General features: G+C 44.8%; 20 protein-coding genes. 9 read left to right on the forward strand and 11 right to left on the reverse strand.

The window, feature by feature from the left end:
- Positions 1 to 2: 2 nt before the first annotated feature.
- Positions 3 to 2,156 carry a ribonuclease R gene (rnr, locus tag BACHE_RS04010; RefSeq protein WP_013546429.1) on the reverse strand — a complete coding sequence of 718 codons (2,154 nt, stop codon included), beginning with the start codon at positions 2,154 to 2,156 and terminating at the stop codon, positions 3 to 5.
- Between the two features lie 163 nt (positions 2,157 to 2,319).
- On the opposite strand from rnr, the gene BACHE_RS04015 reads away from it, so the two are divergent.
- Genes BACHE_RS04015 through BACHE_RS04025 form a run of 3 tightly spaced genes read left to right on the forward strand, consistent with a single transcriptional unit; the run spans position 2,320 to position 5,244 of the window.
- Complete coding sequence (locus tag BACHE_RS04015) at positions 2,320 to 3,258, forward strand: cation diffusion facilitator family transporter (RefSeq protein WP_013546430.1); 939 nt, start codon at positions 2,320 to 2,322, stop codon at positions 3,256 to 3,258.
- A gap of 22 nt (positions 3,259 to 3,280) precedes the next feature.
- Positions 3,281 to 4,288 carry an NAD-dependent epimerase/dehydratase family protein gene (locus BACHE_RS04020; protein WP_013546431.1) on the forward strand — a complete coding sequence of 336 codons (1,008 nt, stop codon included), beginning with the start codon at positions 3,281 to 3,283 and terminating at the stop codon, positions 4,286 to 4,288.
- Complete coding sequence (locus tag BACHE_RS04025; protein ID WP_013546432.1) at positions 4,279 to 5,244, forward strand: phosphatase PAP2 family protein; 966 nt, start codon at positions 4,279 to 4,281, stop codon at positions 5,242 to 5,244. The genes BACHE_RS04020 and BACHE_RS04025 overlap by 10 nt, the downstream gene beginning before the upstream one ends.
- Here the strand turns inward: BACHE_RS04025 and dusB are convergent.
- Positions 5,237 to 6,235 carry a tRNA dihydrouridine synthase DusB gene (gene dusB / locus BACHE_RS04030; protein WP_013546433.1) on the reverse strand — a complete coding sequence of 333 codons (999 nt, stop codon included), beginning with the start codon at positions 6,233 to 6,235 and terminating at the stop codon, positions 5,237 to 5,239. The two genes, BACHE_RS04025 and dusB, sit on opposite strands and share 8 nt — an antisense overlap.
- A gap of 100 nt (positions 6,236 to 6,335) precedes the next feature.
- Here dusB and BACHE_RS04035 point away from each other — a divergent pair, with 100 nt between their 5' ends.
- The 4 genes from BACHE_RS04035 (at position 6,336) to dprA (ending at position 9,749) form a co-directional block, all read left to right on the forward strand.
- A complete protein-coding gene (locus BACHE_RS04035) occupies positions 6,336 to 6,800 on the forward strand; it encodes a DUF2059 domain-containing protein (RefSeq protein ID WP_013546434.1) in 465 nt (154 codons plus the stop codon).
- 24 nt (positions 6,801 to 6,824) lie between these two features.
- Positions 6,825 to 8,117: a peptidase U32 family protein gene (locus tag BACHE_RS04040; RefSeq protein WP_041579636.1), complete on the forward strand. Its 1,293-nt coding sequence runs from the start codon at positions 6,825 to 6,827 to the stop codon at positions 8,115 to 8,117.
- An 87-nt stretch (positions 8,118 to 8,204) separates the two neighbouring features.
- Entirely contained in the window at positions 8,205 to 8,615 is a 411-nt protein-coding gene (locus tag BACHE_RS04045) for an acyl-CoA thioesterase (protein WP_013546436.1), read from the forward strand.
- Positions 8,616 to 8,624: 9 nt separating this feature from the next.
- Positions 8,625 to 9,749, forward strand: a complete 1,125-nt coding sequence (dprA, locus tag BACHE_RS04050) for a DNA-processing protein DprA (RefSeq protein WP_013546437.1) — start codon at positions 8,625 to 8,627, stop codon at positions 9,747 to 9,749.
- Between the two features lie 14 nt (positions 9,750 to 9,763).
- Here dprA and BACHE_RS04055 read toward each other — a convergent pair whose 3' ends face one another.
- The 6 genes from BACHE_RS04055 to BACHE_RS04080 form a co-directional block, all read right to left on the reverse strand.
- Positions 9,764 to 10,534, reverse strand: a complete 771-nt coding sequence (locus tag BACHE_RS04055; RefSeq protein WP_049778958.1) for a glycerophosphodiester phosphodiesterase — start codon at positions 10,532 to 10,534, stop codon at positions 9,764 to 9,766.
- A 206-nt stretch (positions 10,535 to 10,740) separates the two neighbouring features.
- Positions 10,741 to 11,247: a flavodoxin gene (locus BACHE_RS04060; RefSeq protein WP_013546439.1), complete on the reverse strand. Its 507-nt coding sequence runs from the start codon at positions 11,245 to 11,247 to the stop codon at positions 10,741 to 10,743.
- Positions 11,248 to 11,814: 567 nt separating this feature from the next.
- Positions 11,815 to 12,570 (reverse strand): succinate dehydrogenase/fumarate reductase iron-sulfur subunit, encoded by a 756-nt coding sequence (locus BACHE_RS04065; protein WP_004291708.1) that lies wholly within the window; start codon positions 12,568 to 12,570, stop codon positions 11,815 to 11,817.
- 33 nt (positions 12,571 to 12,603) lie between these two features.
- A complete protein-coding gene (locus BACHE_RS04070; protein ID WP_013546441.1) occupies positions 12,604 to 14,550 on the reverse strand; it encodes a fumarate reductase/succinate dehydrogenase flavoprotein subunit in 1,947 nt (648 codons plus the stop codon).
- 37 nt (positions 14,551 to 14,587) lie between these two features.
- The gene (locus BACHE_RS04075; protein ID WP_013546442.1) at positions 14,588 to 15,292 is read right to left on the reverse strand and encodes a succinate dehydrogenase/fumarate reductase cytochrome b subunit; all 705 of its coding nucleotides are present in this window, start codon (positions 15,290 to 15,292) and stop codon (positions 14,588 to 14,590) included.
- 197 nt (positions 15,293 to 15,489) lie between these two features.
- On the reverse strand, positions 15,490 to 16,404 hold the full coding sequence (locus tag BACHE_RS04080) for a helix-turn-helix domain-containing protein (protein ID WP_083808241.1): 915 nt from the start codon (positions 16,402 to 16,404) through the stop codon (positions 15,490 to 15,492).
- 111 nt (positions 16,405 to 16,515) lie between these two features.
- Here BACHE_RS04080 and BACHE_RS04085 point away from each other — a divergent pair, with 111 nt between their 5' ends.
- Positions 16,516 to 17,118: a phosphatase PAP2 family protein gene (locus BACHE_RS04085; protein WP_013546444.1), complete on the forward strand. Its 603-nt coding sequence runs from the start codon at positions 16,516 to 16,518 to the stop codon at positions 17,116 to 17,118.
- 63 nt (positions 17,119 to 17,181) lie between these two features.
- On the opposite strand, the gene BACHE_RS04090 is transcribed toward BACHE_RS04085, so the two are convergent.
- A complete protein-coding gene (locus BACHE_RS04090) occupies positions 17,182 to 18,408 on the reverse strand; it encodes a hypothetical protein (protein ID WP_013546445.1) in 1,227 nt (408 codons plus the stop codon).
- Between the two features lie 947 nt (positions 18,409 to 19,355).
- Here BACHE_RS04090 and BACHE_RS04095 point away from each other — a divergent pair.
- The gene (locus BACHE_RS04095; protein WP_013546446.1) at positions 19,356 to 20,513 is read left to right on the forward strand and encodes a TlpA disulfide reductase family protein; all 1,158 of its coding nucleotides are present in this window, start codon (positions 19,356 to 19,358) and stop codon (positions 20,511 to 20,513) included.
- 30 nt (positions 20,514 to 20,543) lie between these two features.
- Here the strand turns inward: BACHE_RS04095 and BACHE_RS17720 are convergent, their stop codons facing one another.
- Positions 20,544 to 21,773 (reverse strand): hypothetical protein, encoded by a 1,230-nt coding sequence (locus BACHE_RS17720; RefSeq protein WP_013546447.1) that lies wholly within the window; start codon positions 21,771 to 21,773, stop codon positions 20,544 to 20,546.
- A gap of 75 nt (positions 21,774 to 21,848) precedes the next feature.
- Positions 21,849 to 23,063 carry a hypothetical protein gene (locus BACHE_RS04105; RefSeq protein WP_013546448.1) on the reverse strand — a complete coding sequence of 405 codons (1,215 nt, stop codon included), beginning with the start codon at positions 23,061 to 23,063 and terminating at the stop codon, positions 21,849 to 21,851.
- Between the last annotated feature and the right edge of the window lie 142 nt (positions 23,064 to 23,205).

The raw sequence follows: 23,205 nt of genomic DNA on the forward strand, positions 1-23,205 counted from the left end.
TTCTACACTAATGCAAAGTCCAACTGCTTTTTTTCCAGATTGGCGCGTGCCACTTTGATTGTAATGCCGTCGCCCAAACTGTAAATGCGGTTCTTGCGGCGTCCGCGCAGGCAATAGTTCTTCTCATCAAATTCGTAATAGTCATCATCGAGGTCACGGATAGGAATCATGCCTTCACACTTGTTCTCATTGAGTTCTACATAGAGCCCCCATTCCGTCACGCCGGAAATCACTCCGTCGTAGGTCTGTCCCAAATGCTCGGTCATGAACTCCACTTGTTTGTACTTGATGGAGGCGCGTTCGGCATTGGCCGCTATCTGCTCCATGGAACTGCTGTGTTCACAAAGAGCTTCGTATTTCTGCTCGGACACGCTGCGCCCGCCTAAATCCAGATATTTGGTAAGCAAGCGGTGCACCATCATGTCGGGGTAACGGCGGATGGGCGAGGTGAAGTGGGTATAATAATCGAATGCCAGGCCGTAATGTCCCACGTTGTGTACGGAGTAGCGTGCTTTTTGCATGGCACGTATGGATACTGTTTCGATGAGATTTTCTTCTTTTTTCCCCTGAATGTCATCCAACAAGTGGTTGATGGACTTGGAAACATCCGTCTTCGTCCCGCCGGTGCGCAGCTTGTAGCCGAAACGTGCGATGAACTGTGCCAAGTTGTCAAGCTTCTCCGGATCGGGCAGGTCGTGGATGCGGTAAGGCAGCACTTTGGCTTTTTTGCCTTTGGGCACGCGGCCTATCTTCTCGGCAACGGTACGGTTGGCGAGCAGCATGAATTCCTCCACCAATTTATTGGCGTCTTTCGATTCCTTGAAGTAAACGCTGACAGGCTTCCCTTTTTCATCTATCTCAAACTTCACCTCGTAACGGTCAAAGTTGATGGCGCCTGCCTTGAAACGGCTTTCGCGCAGCAGCTTGGCAAGTCTGTCCAATTGCAGGACTTCTTCCTTGAAATCCCCTTTTCTCGTTTCTATGATATTCTGTGCTTCTTCGTAGGTGAAGCGACGGTTGCTTTTGATTACGGTATGCACTACGCGTGAATTGTTCACTTCCCCTTTTTCCGTCATTTCGAAGATGACGGAATAGGCCAGTTTCTCCTCATCGGGACGGAGGGAGCAGATAAAGTTGCACAGCCGTTCGGGCAGCATGGGGATGGTGCGGTCCACAAGATAAACGGATGTGGCACGCTTTTCGGCTTCCTTGTCAATGATGCCGCCTTCTTTTACATAATGGGTCACATCGGCAATGTGCACGCCTACTTCCCAAAGCCCTTCCTTCAGTTTACGGATAGACAAGGCATCGTCGAAATCCTTTGCATCCTTGGGGTCTATGGTGAATGTGGTGACGCTCCGGAAATCTTCACGTTTGGCTATTTCTTCAGCAGGTATCTCGTCGGATATCTTGTCGGCAGCGTTTTCTACGGCAGAAGGATATACATACGGCAGACCGAATTCGGCCAGGATAGCGTGCATCTCGGTGGTATTGTCTCCGGTGCGTCCTAAGATGTCGATGACCTGCCCGATGGGGTTCTTTGCCTTGTCGGGCCATTCCACTACCTTCACGATGGCTTTGTCGCCCGTCTTTCCACCTTTCAGCTTCTCCTTGGGGATAAAGATGTCGTTGGCAAGTGTGCGGTTTTCCGTCACCAGGAAGGCGTATGACTCGGCTACTTCCAGTGTGCCCACAAAGGTATCGTTGGCTCGTTCCAGGATTTCGGTCACCTCTCCTTCAGCTTCGCGCCCGCGGCGTTTGGCGTAAAAGGCAATGCGCACTTTGTCATTGTTCATGGCATGTGCCGAGTTGCGTTCGGCCACGAATATGGGGTCGCCGCCGCCTTCGGGGATGAAGGAGTTCTTGCCGTTGCTCTTGCGCTGGAAAGTGCCCGTCATCTCGGTTCCGTGGCAGTTCAACTTGTATTTATGCTTATCCACTTCTGTGATGTAGTCGTCGTCCGACAGTTCGGAAAGGATATCCATACACAGCATTTTCAGGGGATGTGTCGTGAGGCGCAGTTGCTCAAAAATGTATTTCAAGGACAGGACTTCGTCTTGTTTTGTGTGGAAGAAGTCCAGCAATACTTTGACAAGCTCTTTTTTCTTCATCCGTTTGCCGGCTTTCTTTTCTTTTTTCTCTTTTGTCTTGGCCATAATATATACTCTTATCATTTATCTTCCTTGCAAAGTAAACAAATTATTGTTTTCGGTAGTTCAATCTCACTCTAAAATCTTGCTATCTTACTGAAAATAATGCAAGAACGGCTGTTCGTAATGGATTTATGTGCTATCTTTGCAACGACTTAGCAATGAACGAATGGAAAAACAATCTCAAAACAACGGTGATGCGTCACGCGAAAAAGGCATTTATCGTGTGACGATAACGGGAAGTATAGTGAACTTTTTATTGCTCGTCTTCAAGTTCTTTGCAGGCATTGCGGGGCATAGTGCCGCTATGCTGGCAGACGCAGTCCATTCATTGTCCGATTTCATTACGGATATCATAGTGATAGTTTTTGTCCGCATCTCTGCGAAGCCCGAAGACGAGGGACATGATTACGGTCATGGCAAATACGAGACACTGGCTACTGCCATTATCGGCATTTTTCTTTTGTTTGTGGGCTTCGGTATATTCTGGAATGGGGTCACGTCTATTTATGGTTTTCTCCGGGGAGGTACTTTGCAGGAGCCGGGGATGTTGGCGCTGGTTGCCGCCCTTGTATCCATTGTTTTTAAAGAAGTCTTGTATCAATATACGGTACTCGCAGGTAGAAAACTGAACTCACAGGCAGTGGTGGCCAACGCATGGCATCACCGCAGCGATGCACTTTCTTCCATAGGTACGGCCATCGGTATTGGTGGGGCCATTCTTTTGGGGAGTCACTGGCGGGTACTCGATCCGGTTGCTGCTGTGATTGTCAGCTTTTTCATAATGAAGGTGGCTGTCAAGCTGCTGATACCTTGTGTGGATGAACTGTTGGAGAAATCATTACCTGCTGATGTAGAGAGCGAGATACAGAAAACCATTCTTTCGTTTTCCGGAGTGAGTTCCCCTCACCATCTCCGTACCCGCCGTATCGGTAATTGCTATGCCATTGAGGTACATGTACGTATGAATGGGGATATTTCGTTGGAAGAAGCCCACCGCACGGCAACTGCCATAGAGGAGAAACTGAAAGGGCAGTTTGGGAAAGGCACTCATGTAGGTATTCATGTAGAGCCGGTAAAGAAGGAAGAGAACGGGAGTGCTATATAATAATTAAGAGAACTTATTTAAAGTGGAATCGGTTTTAATTACAGGTGCAAGCGGATTTATCGGAAGTTTCATCGTGGAAGAGGCGTTGAAACGCGGGTTTGGTGTATGGGCAGGTATTCGTTCATCCAGCAGCCGTGAGTATTTGCAGGATCGTAAGATACATGTCCTCGAATTGGATTTTGCACATCCCAATGAATTACGGGCGCAGTTATCCGGTCACAAGGGTACTTATAACAAGTTTGACTACATCATCCATTGTGCCGGTGTCACCAAGTGTGCAGACAAGAATGAGTTTGACCTGGTGAACTATCTCCAGACGAAATATTTTGTAGATGCGTTGAGAGAATTGAATATGATTCCCAAACAGTTTGTATTTATCAGTACGCTCAGTGTATTCGGCCCTATCCGTGAAAAGACTTACGAGCCGATCAAGGAAAATGATATTCCGGCTCCAAATACTGCCTACGGCCTTAGTAAACTGAAGGCTGAACTTTATTTGCAGAGCATTCCTGGCTTCCCCTACGTCATCTATCGTCCTACGGGTGTTTATGGTCCGCGTGAGAAAGATTATTTCCTTATGGCGAAGTCCATCCGGAAGCATACCGACTTCTCGGTGGGATTCCGTCGGCAGGATCTGACGTTTGTTTATGTCAAAGATATCGTGCAGGCGGTATTTCTTGGAATTAAAAAACAAGTATCTCGTCGCGCCTATTTTCTGGCAGACGGAGAGGTGTACCGGAGCCGCGCGTTTTCGGATCTGATACGGAAAGAATTGGGCAATCCATTGGTTATTCGTCTGAAATGTCCGTTAATTGTATTGAAAATAGTATCTTTGCTTGCTGAATTCTGGGCAAAGCGGCGCAAGACGGTCAGCACGCTCAATTCGGATAAATATAGAATCATGAAACAACGCAACTGGCAGTGTGACATTACCCCGGCAATTGAGGAACTGGGTTACAGTCCTGAATATAAACTGGAACAGGGGGTAAGAGAAACAATTGCTTGGTATAAAAATAAAGGATGGCTTTAGACTTATTCAAGAAGGTAGAAACCCGTAAAGGGCTTTTTGCAGTAGAGAAGATCACACTGATATACACATTGCTGACTTCTATTCTCATTCTGTTTCTTTTTCAGGAAATGGATCACCCGGTGCAAATGCTCGTTGACCGTGTCCTTATTGCAGGAATGACTTTCCTGTTGATGTATCTCTATCGGCTTGCCCCCTGTAAGTTCTCTGCTTTTGTGCGCATAGCCATCCAGATGTCACTATTATCTTACTGGTATCCCGATACGTTTGAATTTAACCGCATATTTCCCAACCTCGACCATGTGTTTGCTTCGGTGGAGCAGTGGATATTCGGAGGACAGCCTGCCGTGTGGTTCTGTGACTGTTTTCCGCAAATGTGGGTAAGCGAGCCGTTCAATATGGGATATTTCTCCTATTACCCGATGATACTGGTTGTGGTGCTGTGGTACTTCTTTTTCCGTTATGAGCTATTCGAGAAGGTATCGTTTGTCATTGTGGCCGCTTTTTTCATCTATTACCTTATATATATATTCGTGCCGGTTGCAGGGCCGCAGTTCTATTTTCCCGCTATCGGGGCTGATAATGTGGCGCGGGGTGTATATCCTTCCATCGGAGACTATTTTCACCATCATCAGGAGCTTTTGCCCGGTCCGGGCTATGAACATGGTTTCTTTTATAATTTGGTGGAAGGATCCCAGCAAGTGGGTGAACGTCCCACAGCTGCTTTTCCCAGTTCACATGTAGGTATGTCCACTATCTTGATGATTATGGCATGGCGTGGCAGCAAATATCTGTTTGCCTGCCTGTTTCCTTTCTATCTTCTGCTGTGCGGAGCCACTGTATATATACAGGCTCATTATCTGATTGACGCCATTGTCGGATTCATCTCTGCTATCGGGCTCTACATAGCGGTGACATGGATGTTCAAGCGGTGGTTTGCACAGCCCATGTTCAAGTGAGGTTTTCTGCTGTGGCAAGCAATGGGCTGACGGCATCGAAGATGCGGTACAGTTCCTCTTTCGTCTCTGCCCGCAACATGGCTATTCTTGTGTCCCGGAAGTTGGGAATGCCTTTGAATAGAGGACTCGCCGCTAAATGCCGACGTACGTGCAGGATACCTCTACGTTCGTCCAGCAGGTTGACGCTGTCTTCCACTTCCCGGCGAAGCACATTCAGCTTCCATTCGGGACTTAGGGGTGGCAGTTCTTCCCCGGTTTCCAGATAGTGCCTCACTTCCTTGAAGAACCACGGACGGCCGAAGCTGGCACGGCCTATCATGATGGCATCTACGCCGTACAGGTCGAAGCATTCTTTGGCTCTTTCGGGGGTTGTGATGTCGCCATTACCGATGACGGGGATATGCATGCGTGGATTCTTTTTCACTTCACCGATCAGTGTCCAGTCTGCCTCGCCGGTGTACATTTGTGCACGGGTGCGGCCGTGGATGGTAAGTGCGGCAATGCCACAGTCTTGCAATTGTTCGGCCAGGTCAACAATGATTTTATGGTCGGCATCCCATCCGAGACGTGTTTTTACGGTGACGGGTATCTTCACAGCATCCACTACTGCTCGGGTAATCTCCAGCATCAGTGGGATGTTTTGCAACATTCCGGCTCCGGCTCCTTTACCTGCTACGCGCTTCACCGGGCAGCCGAAGTTGATGTCCAATATGTCCGGGTGTGCCTGTTCCACAATCCGGGCGGCTTCTACCATAGTTTCTGTATCTTTCCCGTATATCTGTATGGCCACGGGGCGTTCTTCGGTGCTTATGTTCAGCTTCTGTTCGGTTTTGCTCACAGAACGTATCAGAGCATCGGCAGACACGAATTCTGTATATACCATGTCTGCGCCGAACTGCTTGCACATCAGGCGGAAAGCAGGGTCGGTGACATCTTCCATGGGAGCGAGAAGTACGGGATATTCGCCCAAGTCTATATTGGCTATCTTCATGTGAAATCTATTTTGTGGGCAAAGTTAATCATTCATAAGATAAAAAAAACTACCTTTGGCGAGTTAAATGATAGAGTAATCACTAATAACTACAATTCGGATGAGAAAACTTTTCTTCATGGCAGCGATGTGCATAGCAATGTTGTCGATGCAGTCGGCCGGTGTTTATGCACAAGATGTGAACGGCAAGTACAAAGAGACTCTTTACAAGATGATGGATAAATCGGGTGGGCTGGAAGCCGTGAAACAGATGGTTCCGCAACTTGTAGGAATGATGAAGCAGCAGGCTGCATCGCAGCCCGATTCTTTTTGGGAAGATTTCACCAAGCGTTGGACCAAGCAGTTCATCGACAAGATGGTGGAGAGATATGCCCCTATTTATCAGAAATATCTTACGCAGGGAGATTTGGAAGCCATCTTGGCTTTTTATGACACTCCCGTGGGACAGAAGATGTCTGCCGCTACGCCTCCCATTACTAAAGAGGGCATGCAGATGGGGCAGCAGCTTGGCATGGAAATCGGTCAGCAGATGCAGAGCGAGATAGCCAATATGGTAAGTAAATAAACGTTTTCTTTCTCTATGAGTTTTATGAATTCTTCTCGACTTTCTGATTTTGAAATCATGGCGCCTGTCGGCTCTCGCGAATCTCTTGCGGCAGCCATACAAGCAGGCGCTGATTCTATCTATTTCGGCATTGAGAACCTGAACATGCGTGCTCGTTCGGCAAACACCTTTACGATTGATGACTTGAGGGAGATAGCCCGAACCTGTGATGAGCATCGGATGAAAAGCTATCTCACCGTCAATACCATCATATACGACCATGATGTACCTTTGATGCGTACCATTGTGGATGCGGCAAAGGCGGCAGGCATTTCGGCTGTGATTGCAGCAGATGTGGCGGTGATGAGTTATGCTCGCAAGATAGGACAGGAAGTGCACCTCAGTACACAGTTGAATATCTCCAATGTGGAGGCACTCCGTTTCTATGCCCAATTTGCCGATGTCGTGGTACTGGCGCGTGAATTGAATCTGGAGCAGGTAGCGGAAATCTACCGCCATATCCGTGAGGAAAACATCTGTGGACCGGGTGGAGAACAGATACGCATCGAGATGTTCTGCCATGGTGCGCTTTGTATGGCCGTGTCCGGCAAATGTTACCTTTCATTGCACGAGATGAATCATTCCGCCAATCGGGGCGCCTGTATGCAGGTATGCCGCCGCAGCTATGTGGTGCGTGACAAGGAGACGGATGTGGAACTGGAAGTGGACAACCAATATATCATGTCGCCCAAGGATCTGAAGACCATCCACTTTATGAATAAAATGCTGGATGCCGGTGTACGCGTCTTTAAGATTGAAGGCCGTGCGCGCGGTCCCGAATATGTTCGTACAGTAGTGGAATGTTATAAAGAGGCCATTCACGCCTATCTTGATGGCAGCTTTACCGACGAGAAGATTGCGATTTGGGACGAACGTCTGAAGACTGTTTTCAATCGGGGTTTTTGGGATGGTTACTATCTGGGACAGCGTCTGGGCGAATGGACAAGGAATTACGGTTCTGCTGCTACGGAGCGTAAGATTTATGTGGGTAAGGGTATCCGCTATTTCAGCAATATCGGAGTGGCTGAGTTTTTGGTGGAAGCTGCCGAGGTCAGTGCAGGTGACAAGTTGCTGATAACGGGCCCGACAACTGGAGCTGAGTTCCTGACTTTGGAGGAGCCTCGTGTGGATCTGAAGCCTGTGCATACAGTGTGCAAAGGGCAGCATTTCTCGATGAAATCGCCTAAAATACGTCCCAGCGACAAGCTTTATAAGTTGGTTTCCGTGGAAGAACTGAAGAAGTTCAAGGGATTGGATGTAGAGAAACAACGGGGCTGATCCCATAGGAAAATAATTGAGGAGCACTGTATAAAAGAGTATTATCACTGTATTATTTTGATTTAGGTATTTTAAAGAGACAAGATTATGGAGAAGTACATTTATGAATTGACAATGAAAGTACGCGATTATGAATGCGATCTGCAAGGTATTGTCAACAATGCCAATTATCAGCATTATCTGGAACATACGCGCCATGAATTTTTGATTTCCACGGGAGTCAGCTTCGCCAAGTTGCATGAAGATGGCATCGATCCGGTGGTGGCACGCATCAATATGGCATTCAAGACCCCTCTGAAAAGCGGAGATGAGTTTGTCTCCAAACTTTACATGAAGAAAGAAGGCATCAAGTACGTTTTCTATCAGGACATTTTCCGTAAAAGCGACGGTAAAGTTTCCTTGAAAGGTGTTGTAGAGACTGTCTGTGTGGTAAACGGCCGTCTTGGTGACAGTGAACTGTTTGACAAGCTCTTTGCTCCTTATCTGGGAAACGATTGATTCTTTTCAATGAACAACGACGAACGTATTTGCAGCATAGCCCTGACACTTTGTTCCGGTATTGGACGTATAGGGGCAAAGCGTCTGATAGATAGCATAGGCAGTGCCTCCGAAATATTCGGGCGGCGGAAAGAACTTCCCGAATTGCTACCCGGCATCAGCCCTGTCGTCATTGCTGCCCTTGATAACCCTGCCGCTTTCCTACGTGCCGAACGTGAGATGGAGTTTGTGGAGAAAAACCGCCTCACTTGTCTGACCTTGAAGGACAAAGCCTATCCCAGTCGCTTGCGTGAGTGTGAGGATGCTCCTGTGGTGTTGTTTTTTAAGGGAAATGCCGATCTCAACCGACTGCACGTCATTGATATGGTAGGAACGCGGCAAGCAACGGACTATGGCAAACAGTTTTGCGCCGATTTTCTGCGCGATCTTTCCAATCTTTGTCCGGATGTGCTTGTAGTCAGTGGATTGGCCTATGGAATTGATATCCATGCCCATCGCGCCGCTTTGGCAAATCGCCTTTCCACCGTTGCCGTTCTTGCTCATGGGTTAGACCGGCTTTATCCTTATGTTCACAGGAAGACGGCTGTGGATATGCTGGCAAACGGTGGACTTCTTACCGAATTTCTTACGGAAACCAATCCGGACAAGCACAATTTTGTTGGTCGCAACCGTATTGTGGCAGGTATGAGTGATGCTACCATCGTGGTAGAATCGGCAGCTAAAGGTGGATCTCTCATTACGGCGGAACTGGCCGGAGGCTATCACAGAGATTGTTTTGCCGTTCCCGGTCGCATTACGGATACTGCTTCCGTGGGTTGCAATCGATTGATACGCGACAATAAGGCGGCGCTTGTGCAGAGTGCGGAGGAGTTTGTGCAAGCTATGGGATGGGCTTCACCACGAGAATCGTCTGGAGTGGAAGGCATTCAGCGTACCTTTTTCCCCGAACTGACGGAAGATGAGGAACGGGTGGTGCGTATCCTGATGCGTCAGGGAGACTTGCATGTCAACGCTTTGGTGGTGGAAGCCAATGTGCCTGTAAACCGTATGAGTGCCTTGCTGTTTGAATTGGAAATGAAAGGAGTGATAAAGGCGATGGTGGGTGGCGTCTATCATCTGTTGGGGGGGATCTGACAAACTTGTTCTTACTATTTCCCGTTTCCGTATTTTGTGATAAATTGTTCCGGCCGGTCAGTCGCTACTATATCCACACCTAAATCCACAGCCTTTTGGTTCTGTTCCGTTTTGTCGTCCAGTCCCAATATCAGGGCGTTCACCAGTAAGCCTTGTTCGTGACATTGTTGCACAAACTCCGGTGTCAGCGAGTCAATCTGTATGGTGACAATGTTAGGTTTCAGTTCATTGATTACCCTTTTCAGTTCTCCTGGATTTCTTACATAGGCTTGCAGAGTCTTCACTTCGGGGGCGATGGCTCTGAAGCGTTTCGTGTCACTTTCTTCATAGAAAGAGAAATTACAATTTTCCAGCATGCCTTCCTGCCTGATCAATTGCAGCATCTTGTGCATATCTCCGTTTCGGAAGTCCACCGTGAGCTTCATCCCGTTGAGTCTGGCTTTGTGCAGTAGGTCGGCAAAGCGCGGTATGCGTTGACCGGCAAATTCGGGGGCAAACCAGGAGCCTGCATCCAATGTATCAATGTCGGCGGAGAGCCACTCTTTGATGTTGCCCGTTCCGTTGGTGGTGCGGTCTAACATAGAGTCGTGCAGCACGTAGAACACACTGTCCTTGCTGATGCAGATATCACATTCTATGTTTCCGGCTTCATATTTGATGCATGAGTCAGCCGATGCCATGGTATTCTCGGGAGCAATGGCAGTTGTGCCCCGGTGTCCGCTTGCAAGGGGGACTTTGGCGGATGGAGAAGTTCTCCGGGTGCATCCTGCGGCAAGCAGACCCATTACAAACAGTATGTATATCACATTCTTCATTCTATGAAAAGATAAATAGGAAAATTTTGCCGAAGATAATGCTTTTTTATCACTCGGCGAAATCTGAAGGGGCATCTTTTTGAAGGTGGTGTGCTTGCATGAAGGATATTGCACCGAGCTTTTTGTCGATGTAGTGATAAAGTGCCTGTCGGTAATGGGTGAGATGGGACTGTGGTTTAGTTCATCAGTTTTCCGGTTTCCCACTTTATCTTCGGATAAGCTTTGCGCAGGTTCTTTTCGCTGTTTGAGATGCTGCTGCCTCCTGAAGTAGCGAAAGGTATGACCGTCTTTCCGCTGAAATCATAGCTTTCGAGGAAGGTGTTGATGATGGTTGGTGCAAGGTCCCACCAAATGGGGAATCCCACGAAAACGGTATCATACTGCTTCATATCGACTATTTTGCCGGAGATTGCAGGACGCGATGAGCTGTCTTTCATCTCTACCGAGCTGCGGCTGTTCCTGTTGTGCCAGTTCAGGTCGGCGGAAGTGTAAGGCTTCTGTGGTTTGATTTCGTAGAGGTCGGCTCCGATGTTTTTTGCCAGCTTTTGGGCGGCGCTTTTTGTAGTGCCCGTGCAAGAGAAGTAGGCAACCAGTGTCTTGTTTGTACTCATTGTTTCTTTGCTTTGTGCCATTGCGCCTGTGGTATAGACCAGGGCGAGGAGGGCGATTAATAGATTCTTCATGTTCAGTTCTTTTTAGTATCACTGCAAAAGTACGGCAATTATGGTATAAGGTTGTTATACAGATTACTGATTATTCAACCCTTTTTACTGGCTACATCTCTTTTGTTTTGATTCACAGTGTCTTATTTTACCAATAGCTTGATGGTATGCAAGATTAAGATAGGAACTTTTTTCATTGTTGGACATAAAAAAAGGAGTACCGCTGTACTCCAACCTTTGTTAACCTTAAATCTAATACTATGAAAAAAATCACGATACAAATGTATGGCTTTTGTCCGTATGCTCCAAATATAAGTCCGTATCTTGCCCGTTTTTAAAACTCTTTCACTTCTTTTTATTGTTCTCGTGCACGGAATGACGTTATGATTATCTTTTTTTACTTTGTTTGACGAAATGACAGCATCGTTCTCGGTGGAGAATGGGGGATAGAAAAACTCCTCTGCCGAGAAGCCGGCAGAGGAGTTTCCTGTGATATTAATCAAATATAGTGAAAGCTGAGTGATAAACTTGAGCCTGCTCAAAGGTTTATCCAAAGCGCTTCCTGTATTAAAATGTAGAAAGAGTCGATTAATCTTTCAGTTTTGCAATGATAAAATCACGGTTCAAACGTGCGATGTTGCTGATGGAGATGTTCTTCGGACATTCGGCCTCACAAGCGCGCGTGTTGGTACAGTTACCGAAACCGAGTTCGTCCATCTTGCTCAACATGGCCTTGGCACGGCGCAATGCTTCGGGTTTGCCTTGGGGAAGCAAGTTCAACTGGCTTACTTTGGCAGATACGAACAACATGGCAGAACCATTCTTGCAAGCAGCCACACAAGCACCGCAACCTATGCAGGAAGCGGCATCCATGGCTTCGTCGGCAATCGGCTTCGGGATCAGGATAGCGTTGGCATCCTGAGGCGCACCCGTACGTACGCTGACGTAGCCGCCGGCTTGCATAATCTTGTCGTATGCCGTGCGGTCAACCATCAGGTCCTTGATGACCGGGAAACCGGCAGAACGCCACGGCTCAACTGTAATGGTGTCACCGTCATTAAAGCGGCGCATGTAAATCTGGCAAGTAGTGGCGCCTGTTGCGGGGCCGTGCGGGTGTCCGTTGATGTACAGGGAGCACATACCGCAGATACCTTCGCGGCAATCATGGTCGAATACAACCGGTTCTTTGCCTTCACTGATAAGCTGTTCGTTCAGAATATCCAGCATTTCGAGGAATGAAGTATCGCCCGGAATATCTTTCATTTGGTATGTTTCAAAAGCGCCTTTTGCTTTCGGACCCTTCTGGCGCCATACCTTGAGCGTAAATGATATATTTTTATCCATTTTCTTTAATTCTTTAAATGTTCAACTTCCCGATTAGCTCTTGTAGTTACGAGTCTGTACTTTGATTGCCTCATAAACCAGCGGTTCTTTCAGCAACACCGGAGCCTTTTCGTCAGAGCCCTGGTATTCCCAGCAAGCAACGTAGAAGAAGTTTTCGTCGTCGCGTTTGGCTTCGCCTTCTTCGGTCTGGTATTCTTCACGGAAGTGGCCACCGCAACTTTCATCACGGTTCAGGGCATCGTAAGCTATCAGCTCGCCCATGATGATGAAGTCATACAGGCGGATTGCTTTGTCAAGCTCTACGTTCATGCCCTCTTTTTCGCCGGGGATGAAGAGGTTGGTTTCGAATTCCTTGCGGACATCTTTCAGCTTCTTCAAGCCTTCCTTCAGACCTTCGGCGGTACGTCCCATTCCTACAAACTCCCACATGATGTGACCTAACTCTTTGTGGATGGAGTCAACGGACTTCTTGCCCTTGATGTTCATCATCCAGTCAATCTTTTCCTGAATGGCTTTTTCTGCGGCGGCAAATTCGGGCAGGTCGGTAGAGAAGCGGGGAACGGTAATCTGGTCTGCCAGATAGTTCTGGATAGTGTAGGGCAGTACGAAATAACCATCGGCCAAACCTTGCATCAGTGCGGAAGCGCCGAGGCGGTTTGCTCCGTGGTCGGAGAAGTTACATTCACCGATAGCGAACAAACCTTTGACGGAAGTCATCAGTTCGTAGTCCACCCAGATGCCACCCATTGTGTAGTGGATAGCCGGATAAATCATCATCGGATTGTGTTCCGGATTTACATCGGTGATTTCTTCATACATGTCGAAGAGGTTGCCGTAACGCTGGCGTACCACGTCAACACCCAAGCGGTTGATAGCATCGCTAAAGTCGAGGAATACGGCAAGGCCTGTGTTGTTTACGCCATAGCCTTTATCACAACGTTCTTTGGCTGCACGGCTGGCAACGTCACGCGGAACGAGGTTACCGAATGCCGGATAGCGGCGTTCCAAGTAATAGTCGCGGTCTTCTTCGGGAATGTCCTTGCCTTGCAGTGTGCCTTCTTGCAGCTTTTTGGCATCTTCCAGTTTCTTCGGAACCCAGATACGCCCGTCGTTACGCAAAGATTCGGACATCAAAGTCAGCTTGGACTGCTTGTCACCGTGAACGGGGATGCAGGTCGGGTGAATCTGTACGTATGCGGGATTTGCCATCCATGCACCCTTGCGGTAGCAGGAAATGGCTGCTGTGCAGTTGCAGGTCATGGCGTTGGTAGAGAGGAAGTATGCGTTTCCGTAACCGCCGGTAGCGATAACCACTGCATGGGCGGCGAAGCGTTCCAGCTTACCGGTTACGAGGTTTTTGGCGATGATGCCGCGGGCACGTCCTTCCACGAGCACAACGTCCTGCATTTCATAGCGTGTAAACAGCTTTACAGTGCCCACATTCACCTGGCGGCTCAATGCGGAGTATGCGCCTAACAACAACTGCTGTCCAGTCTGCCCTTTAGCGTAAAATGTACGTGACACCTGTGCGCCACCGAAAGAACGGTTGTCCAGCGTGCCGCCGTATTCGCGGGCGAAGGGAACGCCTTGTGCAACGCACTGGTCGATGATATTGTTTGATACCTCTGCCAGACGATAAACATTGGCTTCGCGGGCACGGTAGTCACCACCCTTCACGGTATCGTAGAACAGACGGTAAATGGAGTCGCCGTCGTTTTGGTAATTCTTTGCAGCATTGATACCCCCCTGTGCGGCGATGGAGTGCGCACGGCGCGGAGAATCCTGGATGCAGAAATTGAATACTCTGAAACCCATTTCACCGAGAGAGGCCGCAGCACTGGCGCCGGCAAGTCCGGTTCCTACTACGATGATGTCCAAACGGCGTTTGTTGGCAGGGTTTACTAATTTTTGATGAGCTTTATAATTGGTCCATTTCTCAGCTACCGGTCCTTCCGGTATTTTAGAATCTATCTTAGTCATAATGCTATTACAATTTAATCATTTACAATTTACTTTCTTAGCAAGCGGCGCCGCACATCATTGATTTGATGAAGAATACGACAACTACCAGAGCGAAGCATACAACAACGATAGTGGAGTAGATGTTGGAGATGCATTTCCAACGGTTAATCCATACTTTGTTGTTCCAGCCCAAAGACTGCATAGAACTCCAGAAACCGTGAGTCAGGTGGAACCACAGTGCACCCAGCCAAACGAGATAAAGCACTACGAATACCGGGTTTGAGAAGGTGTTCTGGATGTGATAGACACCGTTGGCTGCATACGCCAAAGTGAGGGTGTCGGCATGCATACCCATGTTGTGCATCAACTCGGGAAATTGCATTTTTGCCCAGAAGTTTACCAAGTGCAAGCCTAAACCTACAATTACGATGATGCCCAGGACGAGCATGTTTTGGGAAGCCCATTCCACTGTTTTGGGTTTGTCCACTACGGCATAACGCTCGTTGCCGCGCGCTTTACGGTTTTGCATTGTCAGCCAGAAAGCGTAGATAATGTGGATGATAAACAAGGCAGCCAAACCTACCGTAGCTACCAGCGCATACCAGTTTGCTCCCAGGAACTCACAAACCATGTTATAGCCATCAGCCGAAACCAATGCAACAAGGTTCATCGCCATGTGAAATGTCAGAAACAGGACAAGGGCGATACCGGTAACGCTCATCACCACTTTCCTTCCTACAGATGAATTACTTAACCACATAAATGATTGAATTTAAATTATTTAATAGTTAGAAAATATTTCCTACAAAGAGACTTCTGTAAATGTTTCGCAAAAATAGGGGAAATCCATTGATTAAACAAGGAATTAAAGAAATTATTCCGTAATAAGTCCGGGGAATTGCATCTATATATCTGACGCGTTGCATCTATATATCCCGTAAGCCAGGGATATAGATGCTACAAATCGGCGGATTCTGTGTCGTTGTTGTCTTCTCCGGCCTTCTCTTTGCAGATAATGGTGATTTTCTCTCCGTTGGCTGCACGCTTTCGCAGCGAACGGGGCGTATCGCCGAAAGAGTCTTTGCAGAAATGTGCGAAGTGTGACAGTGAATCAAAGCCGTAACGGGTGCTGATGGCTGATATGCGCTGCTTGGTATGTTGCAAGTCGTTCAGGATGCCTTCACGCTTTTTGTCCAGAATCCATTCATAGACCGGTACGTTATACATATTTTTAAACAGTCGGCGAAACGTGGCTGTCGTATATCCTCCCAAATGGGCGAATTCTTCCACATTCTTCACTTTGTCGTAATTCTGCATGACGAAGTAGTGGAAGCTTTCGGTATAAGTGCTGATGGGGTAGAAAAACGTGCTGATCTGGTGTAAAGGATAATAGCAGGTCAGAATATAGACCAATTCCTGACATTTGAGATTGATATACTTGCCGCAGGTCGGTGTTTGTTCTTTGAGATAGTCGGAGAGGTCTTCCAATAAACTTCTCAATTTGGGTATGGCCACCAACGGACTGTATGTCAGCGGAACTTCCGAACGGTTGAGTATCTCCTTATACCGATCTTCGCAAAGTACGGGAAGTTCGGTAAACCAATATACAATATATTCCACATCGGTCAGTGCTAATAATTCCACTTTGGAGCCGATGGCTTGTAGGATGAACTGGTGGCTTTGCAGAGTGGTTCCGGGGTATTCCTCACTGTTGACAAGCAGTTCACCCTTCAGCATAAAAATCATGCAGTTCTGTGTGCACTTTTCGGCAGAGAAATGCTGTCCTTTGGAGAACTGGTTATAAACCAATGCTCCTTCTGAGATTTGGGGACATAGAGTGCAGTCACTTTGTCGGGTGCAGCAAGTATCCATTGTTATGAAATAATAGGCAAATTATTAAAAATGTGGGAGCAAAGATAGAATATTTTTGTGGAAACTCTAACTATTTCAGCTATCTTTGCGACCAATTAACACAAAGATTTTATGAAGAAAAGTCTTTTTTTTGTATATTTTGTTTTCCTTGTTGTATCAAATTTATCTGCCCAGAACTGGGATATCAATACTGTTCACCGGATAAACGGTTGGGACGGCAAGTTTATCCGCAATTATAATAAGGTGATTTCGCGTTCGGAACCATACGTTGCTGTCGGCGTGCCGGTGGCGATGGCGGTAGCCGCCTGGATAAAACATGATAAAGACCTGCTGAAAGATGCCGTCTATGTGGGAACAAGTGTCGCCGGAGCGTTTGTGGTGACTTATGGTATGAAGTATCTGGTGGGCCGTGAGCGTCCTTACGAGAAATATCCTGACCGGGTGCATCCGTATAGCCATGAAAGCAGTCCTTCATTCCCTTCCGGACATACGGCAACGGCTTTTGCGCTTGCCACCTCCTTGAGTGTAAAGTATCCTAAGTGGTACGTCATTGCCCCGTCCGCGCTGTGGGCGTGTTCGGTAGGTGTATCGCGCATGAACGAGGGAGTGCACTATCCGTCGGACGTGCTGGCGGGCGCTGCCATTGGTGCAGGGTGTGCCGTGGCCAATATTTATATAAATAAGTGGCTGAACAAGTTGCTTTTCGGAGAATAGCGAAGCCTGTTAGGAAAACAGTACAGATTTAGTATATTGAGTTATAGTTGCGTTACCAATTATCTATTTCCTTCCTTTCAATTTAAGTTTTACCACAACTGGATTACTATCTTCTGTCAAATCAGGGAAAGGAGATTTCGCACCCTCTTCAAAGAACTTAAAGGCATCTACCAATAGATAGAGATATCCATTCTTTTGAAAAGATGTCCCATGATATATAAGGTTAGAAAAATCAATAGAAGGACAATACTTGTCTACGTCATTCTTAAACAGTTGAGAGAAAGTATTGCCCCTTCCGTTAGCAGAGCAAAAGCCAATTCCTGATTTTTCCATATTTTGATAATAATAATACAATAGGCCATTTTTCAAAGCGCATATGCCCAATAATCTCATTTTATTAAGGTATTCATTAGTGGAATAATTATCAGATCCTGCTTCAAATATAGTTTGCCAAGCATAGTCCGCTGCATTTTTCGGTTGTTTAATTATGTACAATGGACGTAAGTCTTTCCAGTCTGTTGTACAAAATACGGTATCTACATTTGACGGTTTAATCCATAATAATGAATCATTTATGACACCTCTATAAGCAGGGGCACATGGACTTATGGCATAACCACCAATAACTTTTCCTTTGATATCAAAATGATAATTCCTTAGCTTTAGGATGACGGAATCTGAAGACAAATCACGGACAGTGAAGAAAAACAAACTATCCCGATTAATTTCCGAATAATGTTCATAAGGAGCGTTATTTATATATCTATAAAGTTCGGTATTTTTCCAAAAAGCAAATATATCTTTCGAAACTAAACCGGTACGTTTCCGTTCCATTCCTGTAAAAATGCCATCCAGTGTAAATTTACAATAGTCCACTTTCCCATAATCGTTGACTAATACATAATTTTTATCTATATTAAAAACAGAACGTCCTATCTTTTGGGCTACTTCATCCGGCCCTTGTCCCTTTTTAAAGAGAGATTTTATATATGCTCCTGTTGAATCATATTTGTAAATATCACCTATGGCATCTACATATATATTTCCTTTGTTGTCTCCTGCCAAATATGTCGTGAAGATATCGGGAATCAAAGGTTCTTCGGAAAGCTTTATGTATTCAATGCTTTCCACAAAATCAGATAGTAGTTGTGGGCTTTCCGAGTATTCCACGTCACTCAAATCAATGATGTAGGGAAGTTGTGCCTCCGGAGTATCTTGACCGGATGGTTTCTGAGTGGAAGTACAACCGAAGCATGCTATGGCGATTAGAATCAGATAAGTGTATTTCATAATTTATCCGTGTTGAGTGATATTGCTATTTATCTGCATATAAAGTTTTCCCTGTATATTGCGCATAATGAAAGAGGAAGAATAAGTGAGAATGTTTTGTTACAAATATAGACTTTATAAAATGGGGAAAAGACTTTTTGTAGGGATAAAGTATCAAAACATGTCATCAAACATATTTGTAATGCAAAATAATAACATTGAGGGTAGGATTACGAAAGAAAGTGATGGATGAATATCAAGTTTAACTAAAAAGTAGTACCTTGGCGCATCAAAACGGCCCTAATGAGGACATTTCCTCACTATCTTAAACTGGATGTCATGGACTGCGGTCCCACCTGTCTGCGGATGATTGCCCGATGTTGGAGTCTTCGTTTCCCACCTGTCAGGTATCTATTGGAAACTTCCCGAAAAGCTAAGGAAAAAGCTTTTGATGTTAAGGCTAAAAAGTATCGAAGTTAAACGAAATCTCTGTTCGCAGCGTGCGAACGGATATTCACAGGCTGCGAACGGATATTCAAAGCTTGCGAACGGATATTCACAGGCTTTGAATAAAGTTTAATAAAAAATTCCGCCAACGGGTGATGAAGAATATAAATACGTAGAATCTCCAATAAATAGATACCTGGCAATAAATTGTTAGTCAAATATTAAAAGTCGTTCCTGAAAAGTATTGATAAGTTATGGATTCAGAGCATAATTGCACGGCGGTGAAAATAGTGTTAATGCCTTTCTTTTCTCTGTAGGAAGTCGAGTGATTCCGTTTTTTTAATTTATATTTGCGCCATGTATCTATAATAATTATGAAAAATGGGGGCACTAATTGTTCAATGAAGCGTACGGGTTCAACTGTAACTTGCTATTGTTCTGCTTGATGTAAGTGCTAAGTAGAGACCTGTTGATTTAGTATATTGAAGTTGCTATTTAAACCAATTAAACAAAATGTCGTTATGAAAAAATTAGTTTTTTTGATGCTTTCTCTTGTTATGCTTGCTTCCTCGTATACCTCTGTTCCCGACGGAGCCTTGAAAGGTGTGCTGTCCGGCACGGTGAGTGGCGTAGATAGCGCTTATATTGTTCTCAAGATGTGGGATATAGAAGTGCACGGTGCTCTGAAGACTATCGACTCAATTCCCGTTGTTGGTGGAAAATTTGAATATAACTATTACGAACCTAATGGCTCACAAATGGTCAAGGTGTTTTTGCAGAGAAATGACAGTACACAACAGGTGGTGTTTTTTGTGAACCCTTTTGTAAAAAAGAACTATACGTTCCATTGTGGCGATATATATCTTGATAATTCCCGGACTACTATATACCTTGATTCTCTATGTACGAAAGGAACTATGGCCGGGGAGATTTCGGCTCGGATTGAAGGCTCTGTAGAGACGGATATAATGTATAGAAAAGTAAATGATGAGATTTTCGTGAACCACTATTTTGATAAGGAAGGTGTCTTGACTAATCCGGACTTCATACGTGAAAATCCCAAAAGCTACTCTTTATTGAATTCAGTTTATGAATCTAAAGGCCAATATAAATCTTTTGTTACTTTAAAAAGTCACTTCAATCTATTTGATGTCTCCCTAAAAGAATCTCCGTTGGGAAAAGAAATGCAGGAGTATTTAGCGAGAGAAGAAGCGTTGGCTAAAAGTGGAATAGCCAGGGATTTCAGCTTTTATGATTTAGACGGAAACAACTACCACTTTAAGGACTTCATTGGAGACCGGAAATTGGGGCTGATTGTCTTCTGGGCAAGTTGGTGCGGCCCTTGCAAAGCCGAACTTCCTGAACTGAAAGACTTGTATCGTCATTATCAGGATCGCGTCTCTTTTGTCAGTATGAGTATCGATAAGAAGTTTGAAGATTGGTCAAGGGCTGTTCGTGCCGATAATGTGGATTGGCCCAGTCTGTCCGGACATCCGGAGTCTGCAACCAAGGTCGTCGATGTGTTTCATACATCTGCCGTTCCTACTTTCATCTTGGTTGATGACAGGGGAAATATATTGTTCAGCAATGTCGGGGGCAGAGCAGAGATAGATGGCGTCAACCGCTTTGTTCAACTGAAAGATATAGCTAATCTGATGGATAAATACTTGATGCGATGAGACTGTAACTTTTTCATTTACTTGTTTATCTCAATCCCCTTGTATCTCGCTTTTGTTGACTACCACTTTTATTCTTAAGGGCTTCCCTTTGCGGACAATATCATACATTAGTGTATCTTGTTTTTCAAAGTCATCCTGTTCCTTATAAGTGAAATTTTTGTAATGCTTTCCATTGAGCGCCTTTACTTCATCACCTTCCTTCAACCCTGCGTTTTTATAATAGTTTCCTTTACTATCAGCCATTTTGGTAATAATCCATTTTTTCTGCGAGTTCATTTCAACTGAGAGGTGAAATCTCCTATGTAGTGGATTTATGATGCGACGAAAGTTTGATACAGGTTGCAAGCCTAATTGTCGGTGTTTCATATCGAAAAAAACGTTGAATCTTTTTAGAAAATTTTGTCCAATCAAGTAATGGGAAGGTCCTATATTAATATTGTCGAAAGTGTAAATACGTAGTGAATCTATATCGAAAGAGTCTGATAATGTAGCATCTACCGTGCAATATCTGTGATAGCTTCTTAGATATTTAGTCCATACAGTGTTTTCCTGCTTATTGAAGAAAGCAAATTCTTCGGCTTTAGACATCAATACCATATCCCATGCCATTCCTGTATCTATCATAAACAGACGTTTCATAGTCATTGTTGTATTATCAGAGCTTTTTACTTTGATAGGTAACTTTACATAAAGCAGGCTTGGGTATTCTTTTTTCTTAACCAAAGGGAATATGAAGCTATTCTGAGGTATCTTAAAATCATACGCTGTATGAATTTCCATATAGCCATGTTCAAAGTTAAGCTCCCATACGTATGTGCTGTCATTATAGGGGATATTAATTATGCCTTCCGAATTAGTCGTATTCATATATTTCTTCCAATTGTAAATTTTTACGCCGTCATACATCATCTTTTTATCGCCAATCTTGACTGTTGGCGCATTGTTGTATATAAATGAAGAAACAGTGGATTTTGTCCAACCTGATCCGCTTTGTAGAATAGTATCAGGTATTAGATTATGCATAACGTCAGGATGCGTAGCACAAAATGAAGAATCTAATATAAGATATCCTCCTGTATCAAAACCTAAGCGAGCCTTTATACTGTCATTCAGTGATACAGATAAAACAATTTGTCGGTCTTTGGGGTCTATGTTGAAATATGATTTGTTTTCGTTTATTTCTACTTTTTGTTGGCAAGCGTAAATTGAGTATATACTTATACTCAATAGAATGGGAATGAAATGAAGTGTGTTTTTCATATATTTATTCTTGATGCAGGTGTGCCAAAACAGTTTCTGAGCAGCTTTAGTCTTTTTTTAAAGCTGTACAATTGTCTATTGTTCATAGGCTTCTTTCAATTTAATTTTCACCAATACCGGATTGCTTTCTTCTGTCAAATCCGGAAAAGGAGATTTCGCTCCTTCTTTAAAGAATTCAAATGCATCGACCAATACGTATAGATATCCATTCTTTTGAAAATGCGGCTGCGACAATATGTCTAATGAGGTCAAACAATCATCCAAATCGTTCTTAAAGGATTTAGTGGAGCAAGTTAATGCTTTTTCTCCATGTTTGCAGAAACCTGTTTTCTTAGAAGTGCTATTCAGTTCGCTATATAAAAAGAGTACACCAGATGGCAGTGGATATACTTCATGTACCCGATATTTACCATTTATCTCACTTATTGAGACATCGAAAACTCTAAATCTTATGAGCATGGAGTAATTTGCATCTCTCTCATGGTGTTTTATGACGTACCACGGTTCCCATTTCAAAGCATCAGTTGTTCTAAACAGAGTGTCTTGGTGAACATGACGAATACATAATACGGAATCTATAGTCTGAAGATACAAGGGGTAGGCTCCTTCTTGCATCAGCCCGTACCCCATCTCTGCTTTTATATGAAACAGGGAATTCTTCATTTTATAAACAATGCTGTCTTTAGAGAGGTCTTTGACATACCATAAGTAAGCCCCGTCGTAATTCACTTTATCTCCACGATTGGGGTGAACGGGTATAGAATAAAATATTTCTTTATCACCAATACTGGCAACTATTTGTTTATAGAAGCCCGGGCCTTCCTCTTTAGAAATATCATCTAAGAAATCCCCGTTCAGAGAATATTTCCTGAAGCTTTCTGAACCATAATTATTAACTAAAACAGATTCTTCCTCCGAGTTATAAATGCCAGATCCTAACTTTTGTATTACTTCTTCCGGCCCTTGTCCGAACCTAAAAAGAGACTTCACGAATTCTCCCTTAGGAGTGTATTTGTAAATGAGGCGATCGTCTATATAAATATTATTATTGCGGTCTAAATAGAGAGTGGTCAAACCAAGATCTCGTAATAATGGCTCTTCTGACAGACGAATATAACTGATGCTATCGGCAAATTCTGACAGACATTGCGGTGTATCCGAGAATTCCAGTTCAGACAGATCAATAATGTGGGGAAGTTGTGCCTCCGGAGTATCTTGACCGGATGGTTTCTGAGTGGAAGTACAACCGAAGCATGCTATGGCGATTAGAATCAGATAAGTGTATTTCATAATTTATCCGTGTTGAGTGATATTGCTATTTATCTGCATATAAAGTTTTCCCTGTATATTGCGCATAATGAAAGAGGAAGAATAAGTGAGAATGTTTTGTTACAAATATAGACTTTATAAAGTGGGGAAAAGACTTTTTGTA

Source organism: Bacteroides helcogenes P 36-108, assembly GCF_000186225.1.
Lineage (GTDB): Bacteria > Bacteroidota > Bacteroidia > Bacteroidales > Bacteroidaceae > Bacteroides > Bacteroides helcogenes.

Excerpts from the sequence above, each read along its gene's own strand:
- BACHE_RS04015 (WP_013546430.1), top strand. The coding sequence starts at position 2,320 with ATGGAAAAACAATCTCAAAACAACGGTGATGCGTCACGCGAAAAAGGC.
- BACHE_RS04065 (WP_004291708.1), bottom strand. The coding sequence starts at position 12,570 with ATGGATAAAAATATATCATTTACGCTCAAGGTATGGCGCCAGAAGGGT.
- BACHE_RS04090 (WP_013546445.1), bottom strand. The coding sequence starts at position 18,408 with ATGAAATACACTTATCTGATTCTAATCGCCATAGCATGCTTCGGTTGT.
- rnr (WP_013546429.1), bottom strand. The coding sequence starts at position 2,156 with ATGGCCAAGACAAAAGAGAAAAAAGAAAAGAAAGCCGGCAAACGGATG.
- BACHE_RS04075 (WP_013546442.1), bottom strand. The coding sequence starts at position 15,292 with ATGTGGTTAAGTAATTCATCTGTAGGAAGGAAAGTGGTGATGAGCGTT.
- BACHE_RS04040 (WP_041579636.1), top strand. The coding sequence starts at position 6,825 with ATGAATTCTTCTCGACTTTCTGATTTTGAAATCATGGCGCCTGTCGGC.
- BACHE_RS04080 (WP_083808241.1), bottom strand. The coding sequence starts at position 16,404 with ATGGATACTTGCTGCACCCGACAAAGTGACTGCACTCTATGTCCCCAA.
- BACHE_RS04025 (WP_013546432.1), top strand. The coding sequence starts at position 4,279 with ATGGCTTTAGACTTATTCAAGAAGGTAGAAACCCGTAAAGGGCTTTTT.
- BACHE_RS04095 (WP_013546446.1), top strand. The coding sequence starts at position 19,356 with ATGAAAAAATTAGTTTTTTTGATGCTTTCTCTTGTTATGCTTGCTTCC.
- BACHE_RS04045 (WP_013546436.1), top strand. The coding sequence starts at position 8,205 with ATGGAGAAGTACATTTATGAATTGACAATGAAAGTACGCGATTATGAA.
- BACHE_RS04105 (WP_013546448.1), bottom strand. The coding sequence starts at position 23,063 with ATGAAATACACTTATCTGATTCTAATCGCCATAGCATGCTTCGGTTGT.
- dusB (WP_013546433.1), bottom strand. The coding sequence starts at position 6,235 with ATGAAGATAGCCAATATAGACTTGGGCGAATATCCCGTACTTCTCGCT.
- BACHE_RS17720 (WP_013546447.1), bottom strand. The coding sequence starts at position 21,773 with ATGAAAAACACACTTCATTTCATTCCCATTCTATTGAGTATAAGTATA.
- BACHE_RS04070 (WP_013546441.1), bottom strand. The coding sequence starts at position 14,550 with ATGACTAAGATAGATTCTAAAATACCGGAAGGACCGGTAGCTGAGAAA.
- BACHE_RS04060 (WP_013546439.1), bottom strand. The coding sequence starts at position 11,247 with ATGAAGAATCTATTAATCGCCCTCCTCGCCCTGGTCTATACCACAGGC.
- BACHE_RS04035 (WP_013546434.1), top strand. The coding sequence starts at position 6,336 with ATGAGAAAACTTTTCTTCATGGCAGCGATGTGCATAGCAATGTTGTCG.
- BACHE_RS04085 (WP_013546444.1), top strand. The coding sequence starts at position 16,516 with ATGAAGAAAAGTCTTTTTTTTGTATATTTTGTTTTCCTTGTTGTATCA.
- BACHE_RS04055 (WP_049778958.1), bottom strand. The coding sequence starts at position 10,534 with ATGGGTCTGCTTGCCGCAGGATGCACCCGGAGAACTTCTCCATCCGCC.
- dprA (WP_013546437.1), top strand. The coding sequence starts at position 8,625 with ATGAACAACGACGAACGTATTTGCAGCATAGCCCTGACACTTTGTTCC.